Origin of the sequence: uncultured Dokdonia sp. (genome assembly GCF_947496725.1) — a bacterium.
GTDB lineage: Bacteria > Bacteroidota > Bacteroidia > Flavobacteriales > Flavobacteriaceae > Dokdonia.
Map to the genome: position 1 here is coordinate 634,240 of NZ_CANMDS010000001.1, position 13,865 is coordinate 648,104.

Here is a 13,865-nt window from a genome sequence, read left to right on the forward strand (position 1 = left end):
ACGTAGTCAAACTACTCATTATCAGACAGCGAAGCTTTTAACCACTTAGGCATTGCCATAGGCTTAAAGTTCTCCATCTGATCTAGAAGACCATCAATGGTAGTGTCTACAAGAAGGATGTCATAATTTTCTTGTTTAAGAAAACCTTTGTCTACCATATTTTTAAGCGCACTTAGAAGATCATCATAAAAGCCATTTACATTGAGCATCCCCACAGGTTTTTTATGCAACGCTAGCTGGCTCCAAGTAAGCACCTCAAAGAGCTCTTCCATCGTTCCGAAACCACCAGGAAGTGTTATAAAACCGTCAGACAGTTCTTGGAGCTTCATCTTGCGCTCGTGCATCGTCTCATTTACTATAAGCTCTGTAAGGCCTGTATGCACCACTTCTTTAATTTGTAAAAATGCCGGAATCACCCCAATCACTTTACCATTTGCATCAAGAGCGCCCTGAGCAACAGCTCCCATAACTCCTATTTTGGCAGCACCGTATACGAGTGTCATATCCTTTTTTGCCAGTGTGGCTCCTAGCAAGCGCGCTTGATTTATAATCTCTGGATCAGTTCCTGCACTGCTACCACAGTACACACAAATAGATGCTAACTTCATACGATTTCTTTTTTCTAACAATTGTTTTGATATTTAGACGCATTTAGGTTTAAGCCATACACGCCCTTATCATTCTATCTTTACCAAACATATCTTTTCTAAGCACAACGTCTGTAAAGCCTATATCTTTTAATAACGCTACAGTCTCTCTACCCAGATATTCATTAATCTCAAAATATAGTGCTCCCGCAGGTGCTAAGCTCTTACTGGCCAGCTCACCTATCTTTCTATAAAAAATAAGAGGATCTTGATCTGAAACAAATAGTGCACTATCTGGCTCATTGCTCAGCACGTTTTCTCTCATCATTGCCTTTTCTTGCTCACGCACATACGGCGGGTTGCTCACGATAACATTATAAACCTCATCGAGGGCTTGCGTCTCAAGGATGTTCTGGTTATAAAAGTCTACTTTCACGCCATTTGCCTTAGCATTTTGATATGCTGTGGCAAGTGCATTCTGGGAGATATCTACCGCTTCTACTGTCGCTTTATTGGTATTTTTTGCAAGTGTAATGGCTATACAGCCAGAACCTGTACCTATGTCTAAAAGACGTAGCGTATCTTTGGCTTCCCCTTTTAATAGACCTTGCGCCATATCATCTATAATCCAGGCGACGAGTTCTTCGGTTTCTGGCCTAGGTATTAACGTAGCAGGGTTTACCTGAAAGTCAAGCCCGTAAAATGACGAGCTACCTGTGATATATTGTATAGGCTCACTCTTAGACAGTCTAGCTGTTATTTCTTCAAGCTCTTTATGCTGTGATGGGAGTATGTTTTGCTTTCGCGAAAGCGAGATCTCAACCCTATTCATTTTTAATACGTGCTCAAGCGTTAAGAAACATAGGTTCTCGACCTCTTCTGGCTCATAAAGTGCGGCCAGTTGCTTCCTAAAATCTGCGCGAAAATCGTCTATACTCATAGTTTTATAAGCATATGAACGGGACACGAAAAGTGACCCGTATTACCCATAGGCCCATCTATATAGTCAAAGCCGGTGCGCTTGTATAATTTTTGTGCTGCCTCCATATAAGGCATCGTCTCCAGATAGCATTGCTCAAACCCAAAATCACGAGCCGTATCTAAGCACTTCTTCATCATAGCCGACCCTAGCCCCTTGCCTCGTGCTTCTTCTAAGAAGTACATCTTTTGCAACTCGCACACATTACCATCATAATTATCAAGTTGTGCGATGCCCGCACAGCCTATTACCGTACCATTATCTTCTACCACAAAGTATGCAGCTTTAGGCCTATCATAATGCTCATACATAGTATGTAGCGCCGCATCTGCATAAGCAGTTCCTTCCTTTGGAGCGCCCATATCTAAAATTACCTTACGCACTAAGGCCGCTACCTGTGCATTATCTTCCTTTTGAATAGGTCTAATGATTGGTTTGTTCATCACAATTAAACGTTTACTTTTGCGATGTGAAGATACACAACACCTATATAAAAAGATGTATTGCCCTTGCAAAAAATGGGCTTCCGGCAGCAACACCTAACCCCTCGGTAGGAGCCGTACTTGTGCATAATAACACGATTATTGCAGAAGGTTATACAAGTGCATATGGCGGTCCTCACGCAGAGGTAAATTGTATCGCTTTCGCGAAAGCGAATACCCCAGAACTCATTGCCAAATCTACCTTATACGTATCTCTAGAACCTTGCTCACACTGGGGAAAAACCCCTCCTTGTGCAGATCTCGTTATAGATTCAGGAATTAAACGCGTAGTGATAGGCACCATAGACCCTTTTGCCAAAGTAGCCGGCGCTGGCATAAAAAAACTTATACAAGCTGGAGTTGATGTTACCGTAGGTGTTCTTGAAAAAGAATGTCAAGAGGTAAATAAACGTTTCTTTACATATCACAATGAGAAGCGACCATTTATAATTTTAAAATGGGCCGAAACCGCAAATGGTTTTATAGCTCCTGCTAGCAGAGATAAGCAAGAACCGGTGTGGATTACAAATTCCCACTCTAGACAACTAGTGCACAAACTACGTAGCGAGGAGATGGGCATTTTAGTGGGCGGCAAGACCGTTATAGAAGATAACCCTACACTTACCACACGTGACTGGCACGGCAGCAACCCGACCAGAATCGTGATTGACACACAAGGCAACCTCCCTGAGGAGTTACACATATTTAATAATGAAGCTCCTACAATAGTGCTTAAAGACAGTGACCCAAAAAGCATCTGTAAAGAACTTTTTGAGCATAACATACAATCCGTTATTGTAGAAGGTGGCGCTGCTACCCTACAACGTTTTATAGACGCGGCTTTATGGGATGAGGCTAGCGTATTTACAGGCCTTACAAACTTTAATGCAGGTATAAAGGCTCCCAAGAAAACAAGCCAATTTACACTACAATCTACTCAACACATACAAGGTGACAGGTTAGATACTTACACACGCAGCGACTCTTGATTTACTTACTACTAAGCATAGCGGCTTCCAGTCTCATATTTGTAATCTTCAAGTTATTTTCAAAATTTGAAGTAAATACGCTACAAGCTATTATCGTAAACTATGTGGTCGCCTTTACTTGTGGCATCTTGTTTTATGAGGGCGGTACTACACTAGCACAAGTCCCAAAGCAGGAGTGGTTTTATGCATCTGCTGGGCTTGGTGTGCTCTTTATTATCGTATTTAACTTAATGGCATACACTACACAAAAGAGTGGACTCTCTGTGGTATCGGTTGCGACCAAGATGAGTGTGGGTATTCCCATACTTTTTGGCGTTTTCTATTACAACGAGTCGCTAGGGCTCTATAAAAGCATTGGGATTATACTTGCTTTAATAGCCGTTTATCTCGCCTCTGTAAAAGCAAAAGATGGGATTGCTATAAAGAAAGAAAACCTCATCTTCCCAATTCTTGTGTTCTTAGGTAGTGGCGCGATAGATACTAGTCTTAAATTTATAGAAGGTGCTTATGTAAGTAATGGAGATGTACCCATTTTTAGCGCAACTATCTTTGGCGCTGCTGCTTGTATTGGCTTTTTAATTATAGGGTATCAAATCATCACTAAGACATTTACATTTAAGCTCAAAAATATTGTGGCAGGTGTCTGTCTGGGTATACCTAACTATTTTTCTATCTATATGCTTGTGCAGGCTTTGCGAGATCCAAGATTTGATAGCTCTACACTTTTTACCATAAACAATGTTGCCATTGTGATGGTAAGTACCTTTATAGGAATCTTGTTTTTTAAGGAAAAACTTCTCCTCAAAAACTGGATAGGTATTGCACTTGCCGTGGTAAGTATTTTGCTAGTAAGTTTATTTAATTAGAAAATAATTATACTTTTTTTTACGCTTTCGCGAAAGCGTACCCAACCACCCTCGCACTATAATTCTACTAGCCTTATTTATCTAAACATCACGCTAAAACCCCATCAACAGAGGGATTACAACACACAAGCTCTGTAACATTTTATAAAATACCTCAACATATCTATGTAACCAAAATGAAAATGATATGGGATTCGGTGGAGCAGCTCTTGCAGCAAATCAAGTAATGAAAAACAACAGAAACCTTCTTAAGCAAAAGCGTAAGAGAGGTGATCTATCTTTTGTCTCAAGTACGAATGAAAAGTGGGTAGATCCTAAAAAAGCGTCTTTTGACCAACTTATGGAAATACGTAAACGTATACGTAGAGATAACAAACGCTATAGACGTAAGGTCCTAATGGTGACAATTATTGCCTTTATACTATTTGTACTTGCGATAGCTGTAATACCCTGGGATCTCATTTTTACAAATGGATTTAATCCTCATAAGTATTAAAATTTTAAACCTTTTTCTTTAAGAGTTTTAGCAATGCAAATACAAATACTGTAAGCGGAGCAACTACTTGTGTTGAGATTGTTGCACAATACTGTTGTACTGTAAAAACCTTTATATACGCTTGTGATGCTCCATTACTTAAACCAGAAACTGAGGATATCCCAGATATTATACCCAAACCAGAAACAAAGAGCACTAAAATTAATAAGACAAAAATGGTGGTAAGTGATGGTGTTGTACCCCTATAATATCTTTTATATACCATTACAAATGCCACACCAGAGAGAATACCTAACAAGATATGAATTACACCCACTAAGAAAGAGTTATCAAATAGTAAGTTTGAGTTAAGGCCAATGACCCCATCGTTGAACACCTTTACGAGCCCTATAAAAAGTAAGAAAAGTAAAATAGAAGCTAGCGCAATTTTTATTCTAGATTGTTCGTCCTTCATTACCTTACTTTATAAGTCTAGTCTCTACGGTACTGCTTTGTCTCTTCAAAAACGTGATCAAGTATAGCGATGTCTTGTTCAGTAAGTTCTATATCACGACGTGCCATTGCTATTTTTGCCGTCTCGTAGGCCTTATTTGTTTTGTGGGTTACAAAGCCACTAGCACCTCCCCAAGAAAATGAAGGAACAAAATTACGTGGGAAGCCACTCCCAAAAATATTAGAAGCCACGCCCACTACGGTACCGGTATTAAACATTGTATTAATTCCACACTTAGAGTGGTCACCCATCATAAGACCACAAAACTGTAGACCTGTATTTGCAAAGCGACCTGTCTCATAATCCCATAACTTTACGGGAGCATAATTATTTTTAAGGTTTGAGTTGTTTGAATCTGCACCTATGTTACACCATTCTCCTAGCACACTATTGCCTAAAAAGCCATCGTGACCTTTACTTGAATATCCCATAAGCACGGCGTTATTTACCTCTCCTCCTACTTTACAGTGAGGACCTAAGGTTGTGCCGCTATAAATTTTGGCGCCCATTTTTACAGCTCCGTGATCACATACTGCAAAAGGTCCTCTTACGAGTGCACCTTCCATAATCTGGGCATCTTTACCTATATAAATAGGGCCATCTGTCGCATTAAGATGTGAGTAGTGAACTGTTGCTCCTTCCTCTATAAATATTTGATCTTTATTTATTGCTATTACGTGCTCTGGAATGTCTTGAGACTCTCTATCTTCGGTAAGCATCTCAAAATCTCTGGTGATTGCTTCACCGTTTTTGGCAAAAATATCCCAAGTATGGGCTACCGTAAGAATATCTGGAGCAGTGTATTGTATACAGTCATAGGTGTCAAAATCTACTTCTTCACCCTCCTTTACATAAAAGGCAATGATCTCTTCTCCATCAAAAATGGCTTGTTGTGGTTCTAGGCCTTTAATAATCTGGGCTAGATTAGGAGAAGGGAGATATGATGCATTAATCATCACATTTACCTCCAGCTCTACCATAGGCCATCTTTCTGAGAGATACTCTTCTGTAACGGTAGAGGTTGTTGAACCTAGTACAAACTCCCATTTCTCACGTATGGTAAGTATCCCTATGCGTAAGTCTGCTACGGGTTTTGTATAAGTAAAAGGTAAAAGTTGATTGCGTACGTTACCGTCAAAAAGGATATAGTTCATCTCTAAGTACTGTTAGTCTGTTGTAAAAAATCGATTGCAAAAATGAGCATCGACTTATATCGCAAATGTAAAGACTCTTAGATAAAGAAATGTATCTAGTTATAAAGAATACACACTAGTACAACTGTGTCTTACTTCTTCTTTTTTACAAGAATAGTCCACTCAAAGTTAAACTCAGAAACCTGAACACCGTCTTTGTTTGTTCCTACAGCTTTCATCCAGCAGGTTTGACCCTCACCAGTAGCAACCGCTTTATCTATAGCCTCTTTAATCTGAGGGCCATTATCACACACAAAGTGTATTCTGCCCGTTGCTTTTTTTGTAAAAGTGGCATTATTATTTGCCACAAGCATCGATATTTTTTTTCCGCTCTTTTGTATGTGTGCGATAACAAGTGCTCCCGTAGCAAGCTCTGCCGCCATACCCTGTACTGCCCAAAACATACTATTAAAAGGATTTTGATTAATCCAGCGATGTTTTACTGTTGTGGTACAAGACTCTGGTGATAGTGACTTAACACGCACTCCCGTAAGCCACGCAGAGGGTAGCTTAAACATTGTGAACGTATTGAATTTACTAGGTGTAGGAAAGGACATATCTATTGCTTTTAGACAAAAGTAACAATATTTATTAATACTATGCGTGCATATTAATATCTTAAATAAATGTTAATATTTAGTACTATGCGTAACAAAGTACCTTTTTTTAGACATATATTTGCATAAGACATTAATATACTATGGAAACTAGCATACCCACACATCACAAAAATGTAGGAACCCTAATACACCTTTCTACCTTCTGTAAATACCTTTTCCCTTTTGGAAATTTTATTGCTCCGCTCATTTTATGGAGCGCTCAAAAGCGCAACTCTTTATTTATAGACAAGCACGGTAGAGATGCCATAAACTTTCAGCTCAGTATACTTTTATATTTTATTGCGCTGGCGGTAATAAGCATTCCGTTCTTTATTTATTTTATAGTAAGTGCTGGTGAGGGAAGTGCTAGTTTACTTAACAATGGATACATAAATGACCCTAGTGACTTTGCAGATCTAGGTGGTTTTCTCATCACTGCCATTGTGGTAGGTGTACTGGCTATAGGATTATTTCTTATAGAGGTTATCACAGTAATTTCGGCAGCAGTGCAGGCATCACAAGGAGGCATTTACAAGTTTCCGCTTCTTATAAATTTTATTAAAGCTTCTGCCGTAGCAGAAACCCCAGATACTCAAGAGGACTCATCAACTCAAGAGCAACCTACTATGTAATGTAGTGGTATGACTATGTACGCTTTCGCGAAAGCGTAACAACAATTAATCAATCACCTGACCCAAATCAGGACCAAAACGAACAGTTTAATGTATTTAAAAATGGAAATCTATGAAGATTGAAAACACCAAAGCGCAAATGCGAAAAGGCGTGCTAGAATACTGTATCCTCTCTGTATTAAAAGACGAAGATGCATATGTAGCAGAGATCTTAGGCACGCTTAAAGACGCCAAGTTGCTGGTGGTAGAGGGTACAATTTACCCGCTTCTCACTAGACTTAAAAACGCTGGTTTACTCAACTATCGCTGGGAAGAATCTACCAGTGGTCCACCACGTAAATATTATGGACTTACCGAAACGGGTAAGATATTTTTAAAAGAACTCTCAACCACTTGGGATGAGTTACAGACAGCAGTAGCCGTAGTTACATCCACTAAAACCACAAAAAAATGAACAAGACAGTTAATATAAATTTAGCAGGAGTATTTTTTCATATAGATGAGGATGCTTACGGTAAATTACAGAGATATCTCGCTGCCATCAAACGTTCTTTTGAAGGTATGCAAGGTGAAGATGAAATTATAGCAGATATAGAAGCTCGTATCTCTGAGCTATTTTCTGAGCGCATTAAAGACGAGCGCCAGGTAATAGGCTCACAAGAGCTAGACGAAGTGATTGCTGTAATGGGACAACCAGAAGACTATATGGTAGATGACGATATTTTTGAAGATGAGCCTGCAGCTAGCAGCAACTCCTCAAAAAAGTCAAAACAAGCACCACGTATCGCACAACGCCGTTTTTACAGAGATACAGATAATGCTTACATAGGCGGTGTATCTAGCGGTATGGGACACTATCTGGGTATAGATCCTTTATGGGTTCGTATAGGCTGGGTATTACTTATAGCGCTTACTTGGTTTACACTAGGAGGTACTGCACTTATCTATCTTGCCCTATGGGTTTTTGTACCAGAAGCACAAACCACGGCAGATAAACTCGCAATGCGGGGAAAGGCAGTTAACATTGACAATATCACAGAAAAAGTAAAAGAAGGATTTGAAAATGTGGCTGATACCGTAAAGAGTGTAGATTATGATAAGTATGGTAATAAAGTAAAAACAGGAGCTCAAGGTTTTTTCGGGACCATTGGTAAGATTATTATGTTTTTCTTTAAAGTCCTTGCAAAGATTATAGGGGTACTCCTTATTATAACGGGAGCTACCGTAGTTATCTCTTTACTTATCACCTTTTTAACAGGTGGTGTAGTAGATATTTTCACCCCTAATCTAGCCGATTTACCGTGGGTAAATAATGAGACAGGATTGCCTATCTGGCTTGTACTTCTTCTCACGTTATTTGCAGTTGGGATACCTTTCTTCTTCCTGTTTTATTTAGGACTTAAGATTGTTTCTTCTAACTTAAAATCTATGCCGGTGAGTGCAAAGCTTAGCCTCTTTGGTCTATGGCTCGTATCTGCGATAGTAATAGGTGTATTTTCTGTAAAAGAAGCTATTAAGTATTCTAACACAGAAACTGGTAAAGTAGTAGAGCGCACAGAGCTTGCTATAACGGCAAGTGACACGCTGCGCATACAGATGCGAGAGAGTGATCGTTATGAGATTCCTTTTGGGCGATCTACTGGATTTATGAGAACAATTAAGAGTGATACAGAAAATGTGACTATAGAGCGTGACGTACGTCTTATTGTGAGAAGTACTAAAGATAGTAATGGCTACATCCAGATAGAAAAACGGGCAGATAACTTCACGTATGAAGAAGCACGTGATCTAGCCTCATCTATACAGTATGATTTTAAACTAGAAGACGGTGTTTTATCACTAGATGGCTTTCTTACCTCACCTACTCAAAAATCATATGGCCACTGGAATGATCGCGAGGTACAAGTGATTGTATACCTTCCAGAAGGAACTACCCTCATTGCAGATGAAAATACATACTCATACCACCGCAATGATAGCAGGTACCGTGACATACTAGATAATGGAACAGAAGAGCAATACCTTACCGTAGGTAATGGCAAGCTTCTTTGTGACGGCTGTCCAGAAGATCGCAGTTATGATTATAATGATGATGATAACTCTTGGGAGCAATCTGGTAATGATTCTTGGGAAGAACGCAGTTATGAAGAAGGAGAAAATGCTCCAGAATGGGATCGTGAGCCAGAAGCACCACAAGCTCCTACGCCACCAGAAGCTCCTGACACAGACGCGCTACGAAATAACTAACCTACTATGAAAAACCCAACCAATCTTCTTTGGATCCTGTTGCTACTCCCCTTGATCGGAGTGGCGCAGGTGTCTGAGGATAGCAAACTTTATAAAGAAATTCTTGCTATAGATACTGCTCTTTTTGGCTCGTATAATAATTGTGACCTCGCAACTCACGAAGCTCTCATCTCAGAAGATCTTGAGTTTTATCACGACAAGGGTGGACTTTCTACTAGCAAAACAGAGTATATGAAGGCTCTCAAGGAGAATATTTGTAATAAAGTACAGAGAACACTTACTCCGGGCACCTTCGAGGTGCACGAGATAGCAGGTTTTGGCGCTGTATCATTAGGAAAACATAGTTTTCACAACCTAGTAGAAGACAGCCACTCAGAACCATCTAAGTTTATTACCATATTAAAAGACACCCCAAAAGGCTGGAAAATCACACGAGTGATAAGCTTGCACTAGCAATCTATACAACTCAGTCATAAATTATTACAGTTGGGTAGGTTACGCTTTCGCGAAAGCGGACTTATCTACATCTTTACATCATCAATCAAAAACAATCAATCAAACAAAAACGAACCAATCACCAAAAAACCAATCATTATGACAACGCTCATCAAAACAATTTTAGGAATCCTTACTGCTTTACTCGTCACCTCTTGTCAGTTTGACATTAATCTAGGGCAAATAAGCGGAAACGGAAATGTAGTTACAGAAGATCTGAACATCACAGAAGACTTTGACGAAGTAGTCGCTGGAAATGGCTGGGAAGTATTTTTAGAAAAAGGAAGCACAAACGCCGTAATACTTGAAGCAGACCAAAACCTCGTAGACGCTGCCGAAATTTATGTAAAAGACGGGAAGCTTAAAATATACTGCGAAGACAATATCAAAAGTGCTACCTCAAAAAAGGTGTTTGTAACCTACTCAGAAAATCTTACTGATGTGAGCGTAAATAGTGGTGCAAGTCTCACTACAAAGGAAACACTTACTGGAGATGATATTGAATTTGACGCATCTTCTGGAGGGACAATGCGCGTACAAGTTTCTGCAAAAAATGTAGAGACAGATGTAAGTAGCGGTGGCGTGGCACGTATCTCTGGTAGTGCAGAGCGACTAGATGCTTCGGTTTCTAGTGGTGGTGTAGCGAGAATAAGCCAACTCAAATCTGTGAGTGCAAAGGCAGATGCTTCATCTGGAGGTGTGATGGACGTTTATGCTTCTCAAGATCTTAAGGCAGAGGCCTCTTCTGGAGGAATTATAAATTACTACGGTAGTCCAAGAAATGTGGATAAGCCTAAAAAGAGCTACTCTGGTGGGGTTATAAGAAGTAAGGAATAATTACAACAAATAACATCAATCAATCAACACAAAAAATGCTCGATACTATCGAGCATTTTTTTATGTGTATAATAGTCAAGAGTTACAATCCAGCCTTTATTTTCATAAACTGGGCTTCTAGCATTGCCATCTTTTCTTCTAGTCCATCTGCCAGTTCTGGCACTCTGTGATAGAAGACGTAGCGTATGCGCCAGAGTTCTTTAATTTCTTTCATAGGAAACTCTAAGTCGTCTATATTTTTATGATCTGCTCTAAGGGTGATAGTGTTACCAGAGAGGTAGCAACGTCTTAATACTAGTCTATCATTAAAAACGGCTAGAATGAGATGTCCATTATTGAGCTTTTTATAAACGTTTTTTGGGATGTGCTCACCTATTACAATATCCTTTGGGAAGAGTCCTTTGTCATTACTACTCATCTCCAAGTTATCTACAGTAAAGGCTCTGAAATCTTTTTCTGGATTTACGGGTAGTTGTAAGATAGGCATATCTGCTACAAAAGCTTCCCTGTCATTATATAGTAGATAGTCATTTGTGTTTTTTGGGGTGATACAAGGTATGGTAGCAAAGGTTTCTTTTGTAATCTGCTCGTGATCTGTAGTAAGGTCTGCTTTAAATTTGAGCAAACTATTTACGGTAAGCTCTTTTGTGAGCAAGTCATCTATAGGAATGCTAAAATAATTAGCAATTTTAATAACCGTATCTATTTTAGGTTCACTCCTACCCTCCTCATAAGCCCCTAACGTCCCTCTTTTCAGGTCGAATAGCTCTGCAAACGACTGCTGACTAAGCGTCTTTACGGTTCTTATTTTTCGAATGTTTTTACCAAAGAGTGACATATTTTGCTAATTTTATTTGCAAATGACAAAATTGTTTGTATATTTACCTAACAATTTTAGCAAAAAGAATTCACTTATGCTAATTTATTTAGCTTTTTCGCGAAAGCGTAATAGCATCATCAAACATTCATCAATCAAAAATCAAACATTATGACCACTTTAATTATTTACATCCTGAGCCACTTATAAACAATTGGGTATTTACAGAGACAAGTTTTCGTATTATTAACCTTCCAATGTATTGGAACACAACATTGACACTCTTTATGAAGAACCACTTTACAATTACTCGAGATTTTTTATTAGAACTCAACTTTAATATCACTACAGAAAATACGGCAGATGGTATTATGGTTGTACAAAAGGAAAACTCAGGTATCAAAAACCTGATTCTGGGCATTGCTCCTCCTATTCTAATTATCGAGCAATTTATTTTTACCATCAATAACCAGTCAGAAAAGATTTTTAAAAGTCTGCTGCAAAAAAACCGAGATATCATACACGGCGCTTTTGTACTAGATGATACTGGTAAAAAGGTCATCTTTAGAGATACCCTACAGATAGAAAATCTTGACCTCAACGAGCTAGAGGGTAGCTTGAACTCCCTGAGTTTACTTATGAGTGAGTACTCAGAACAGATTATAGAATTTTCAAAATATTAAAAAACGACATTATGAACATATTTAAACGACTTTTTAAAATAGGACAAGCAGAGGCAAATGCATCTATAGATAATATGGAAGATCCTATCAAGATGACAGAGCAAGGCATACGAGATATGAAAGAAGATCTTGCCAAAAGTGTAGAAGCAATGGCACAAGTAAAAGCAATGGCCATACGCGCAAAAAACGAGCGTGACGAGCACGATGCAAAAGCAAAAGACTACGAGAGCAAAGCCATCGCTATTCTTAAAAAGGCACACGCAGGATCTATGGATGCGACAGATGCAGACAGACTAGCCAAAGAAGCCCTGGCTAAAAAAGAAGAAGCACAGTCACACGCTACACGCGCTGGTGAGGATACCTCAAAATTTGAAGGTAATGTAGCTCAACTACAAGGTACTATCCAGACTATTAAAGACAATATAAGCAACTGGGAGAACGAGCTTAAAACACTCAAGGCACGTGTAAAAGTGAGCGATGCTACTAAGAATGTAAACAAGCAAATGGCGGCCCTAGATAACACTGGTACCGTGAGTATGCTAGAACGTATGAAAGAAAAAGTAGCGCAAGAAGAAGCACTTGCAGAGGCTTATGGAGACATCGCAGATACTAATAAAAGTATAGATGATGAGATAAACGCCGCTGCAGATACTAGCGAGGAGAAAGTAGATGACGAGCTAGCAAAACTTAAAGAACAATTAGGGCTAGGTAAAGACAACGCCTAGCCATCACAAACCTTAAAACCATCAACCATTGGACAACTTTATAAATCTCATATTTTCAGAAGTTAATATCATCTTGAGCGTCTTATTGATACTCTTGATCATTTACTGGATACTTACCTCGGTGAGCGGTATTGATTTTGACTACGATATGGACATCGACATAGATCTCGATGTAGATGTAGATGCAGATTTTGACATCAACACCGTAGACTCTGGTAGTATGGATTTTGAAGATGTCTCAAGTGCAGAGGTAGACAGGTCACACGTTGTAAATAAAAGACGTAAACCGCTTAAGTGGTGGCAAGTATTTTTAATTTACTTCAACTTTGTAGGTCTTCCATTTATGTTCACCTTTACGGTATGGGTATTTTTATGGTGGCTTTGCACCCTAGTAACCACAAGTATTACCGGTAGCTATGCAACTAGTTTTGGTTACATACTTATGTTAAGCTGTATGATCCCTGCTTTGTTCCTTACTAAGATATTTACCACTCCATTTAAGTCGTTTTTTAAAAACTTAAATAAAGATGGTGATAAGGCTACAGACTTTTTAGGTCGTGACGCAGTGTTGCTATCTACCATTTCTGGAGATAAGATGGGTAATGCAGAGGTACTAGCAGATGGTAACCCTATGAGTATTTATGTAAAATCACTAGATGGGTCAGAAATACGCTTTCGCGAAAGCGTACTCATCATAAAACAGTCACCAGATAAAAATTACTTTTTAGTCAGCAAATATTAATTA

18 protein-coding genes are annotated in these 13,865 nt (G+C 39.0%); 11 read left to right on the forward strand and 7 right to left on the reverse strand.

Features of this window, described 5'->3' with window-relative positions; translation table 11 throughout:
- Window positions 1-11: 11 nt before the first annotated feature.
- Genes Q0948_RS02870 through Q0948_RS02880 form a run of 3 tightly spaced genes read right to left on the reverse strand, consistent with a single transcriptional unit; the run spans window position 12 to window position 2,009 of the window.
- A complete protein-coding gene (locus Q0948_RS02870; RefSeq protein WP_298347854.1) occupies window positions 12-608 on the reverse strand; it encodes a TIGR00730 family Rossman fold protein in 597 nt (198 codons plus the stop codon).
- 49 nt (window positions 609-657) lie between these two features.
- On the reverse strand, window positions 658-1,527 hold the full coding sequence (gene prmC / locus Q0948_RS02875; protein ID WP_298347853.1) for a peptide chain release factor N(5)-glutamine methyltransferase: 870 nt from the start codon (window positions 1,525-1,527) through the stop codon (window positions 658-660).
- Window positions 1,524-2,009: a GNAT family N-acetyltransferase gene (locus tag Q0948_RS02880; protein WP_298348781.1), complete on the reverse strand. Its 486-nt coding sequence runs from the start codon at window positions 2,007-2,009 to the stop codon at window positions 1,524-1,526. Before Q0948_RS02880 ends, prmC begins: the two co-directional genes overlap by 4 nt.
- Window positions 2,010-2,035: 26 nt before the next feature.
- Here Q0948_RS02880 and ribD point away from each other — a divergent pair, with 26 nt between their 5' ends.
- The 3 genes from ribD to Q0948_RS02895 all read left to right on the forward strand — a co-directional run bounded on the left by ribD (window position 2,036) and on the right by Q0948_RS02895 (window position 4,399).
- Window positions 2,036-3,037 (forward strand): bifunctional diaminohydroxyphosphoribosylaminopyrimidine deaminase/5-amino-6-(5-phosphoribosylamino)uracil reductase RibD, encoded by a 1,002-nt coding sequence (gene ribD / locus Q0948_RS02885; protein WP_298347852.1) that lies wholly within the window; start codon window positions 2,036-2,038, stop codon window positions 3,035-3,037.
- Window positions 3,034-3,903, forward strand: a complete 870-nt coding sequence (locus Q0948_RS02890) for a DMT family transporter (protein WP_298347851.1) — start codon at window positions 3,034-3,036, stop codon at window positions 3,901-3,903. The genes ribD and Q0948_RS02890 overlap by 4 nt, the downstream gene beginning before the upstream one ends.
- A 187-nt stretch (window positions 3,904-4,090) precedes the next feature.
- A complete protein-coding gene (locus Q0948_RS02895) occupies window positions 4,091-4,399 on the forward strand; it encodes a hypothetical protein (RefSeq protein WP_298347850.1) in 309 nt (102 codons plus the stop codon).
- A gap of 4 nt (window positions 4,400-4,403) precedes the next feature.
- Here Q0948_RS02895 and Q0948_RS02900 read toward each other — a convergent pair whose 3' ends face one another.
- The 3 genes from Q0948_RS02900 to Q0948_RS02910 form a co-directional block, all read right to left on the reverse strand.
- On the reverse strand, window positions 4,404-4,853 hold the full coding sequence (locus Q0948_RS02900; protein ID WP_298347849.1) for a hypothetical protein: 450 nt from the start codon (window positions 4,851-4,853) through the stop codon (window positions 4,404-4,406).
- Window positions 4,854-4,870: 17 nt separating this feature from the next.
- Window positions 4,871-6,046 (reverse strand): GlmU family protein, encoded by a 1,176-nt coding sequence (locus Q0948_RS02905; protein WP_298347848.1) that lies wholly within the window; start codon window positions 6,044-6,046, stop codon window positions 4,871-4,873.
- A 131-nt stretch (window positions 6,047-6,177) separates the two neighbouring features.
- Window positions 6,178-6,642 carry a DUF4442 domain-containing protein gene (locus Q0948_RS02910; protein ID WP_021778401.1) on the reverse strand — a complete coding sequence of 155 codons (465 nt, stop codon included), beginning with the start codon at window positions 6,640-6,642 and terminating at the stop codon, window positions 6,178-6,180.
- A 143-nt stretch (window positions 6,643-6,785) separates the two neighbouring features.
- Here Q0948_RS02910 and Q0948_RS02915 point away from each other — a divergent pair, with 143 nt between their 5' ends.
- The 5 genes from Q0948_RS02915 to Q0948_RS02935 all read left to right on the forward strand — a co-directional run bounded on the left by Q0948_RS02915 (window position 6,786) and on the right by Q0948_RS02935 (window position 10,895).
- Window positions 6,786-7,316 carry a DUF4870 domain-containing protein gene (locus Q0948_RS02915; protein WP_298347847.1) on the forward strand — a complete coding sequence of 177 codons (531 nt, stop codon included), beginning with the start codon at window positions 6,786-6,788 and terminating at the stop codon, window positions 7,314-7,316.
- A 112-nt stretch (window positions 7,317-7,428) separates the two neighbouring features.
- Entirely contained in the window at window positions 7,429-7,770 is a 342-nt protein-coding gene (locus tag Q0948_RS02920) for a PadR family transcriptional regulator (RefSeq protein WP_021778399.1), read from the forward strand.
- Complete coding sequence (locus Q0948_RS02925) at window positions 7,767-9,563, forward strand: PspC domain-containing protein (protein WP_298347846.1); 1,797 nt, start codon at window positions 7,767-7,769, stop codon at window positions 9,561-9,563. The genes Q0948_RS02920 and Q0948_RS02925 overlap by 4 nt, the downstream gene beginning before the upstream one ends.
- Window positions 9,564-9,569: 6 nt before the next feature.
- Window positions 9,570-10,016 (forward strand): nuclear transport factor 2 family protein, encoded by a 447-nt coding sequence (locus tag Q0948_RS02930; protein ID WP_298347845.1) that lies wholly within the window; start codon window positions 9,570-9,572, stop codon window positions 10,014-10,016.
- A gap of 141 nt (window positions 10,017-10,157) precedes the next feature.
- Window positions 10,158-10,895: a head GIN domain-containing protein gene (locus Q0948_RS02935; protein WP_298347844.1), complete on the forward strand. Its 738-nt coding sequence runs from the start codon at window positions 10,158-10,160 to the stop codon at window positions 10,893-10,895.
- 82 nt (window positions 10,896-10,977) lie between these two features.
- Here the strand turns inward: Q0948_RS02935 and Q0948_RS02940 are convergent, their stop codons facing one another.
- Window positions 10,978-11,733, reverse strand: a complete 756-nt coding sequence (locus tag Q0948_RS02940) for a helix-turn-helix transcriptional regulator (protein WP_298347843.1) — start codon at window positions 11,731-11,733, stop codon at window positions 10,978-10,980.
- 266 nt (window positions 11,734-11,999) lie between these two features.
- On the opposite strand from Q0948_RS02940, the gene Q0948_RS02945 reads away from it, so the two are divergent.
- From Q0948_RS02945 to Q0948_RS02955, 3 genes are read left to right on the forward strand one after another with little or no spacing between them, the layout of a single operon-like run.
- Complete coding sequence (locus Q0948_RS02945) at window positions 12,000-12,395, forward strand: hypothetical protein (RefSeq protein WP_035334318.1); 396 nt, start codon at window positions 12,000-12,002, stop codon at window positions 12,393-12,395.
- A gap of 11 nt (window positions 12,396-12,406) precedes the next feature.
- Complete coding sequence (locus tag Q0948_RS02950) at window positions 12,407-13,120, forward strand: PspA/IM30 family protein (protein ID WP_298347842.1); 714 nt, start codon at window positions 12,407-12,409, stop codon at window positions 13,118-13,120.
- 28 nt (window positions 13,121-13,148) lie between these two features.
- On the forward strand, window positions 13,149-13,862 hold the full coding sequence (locus Q0948_RS02955) for a hypothetical protein (RefSeq protein WP_298347841.1): 714 nt from the start codon (window positions 13,149-13,151) through the stop codon (window positions 13,860-13,862).
- Window positions 13,863-13,865: the final 3 nt, after the last annotated feature.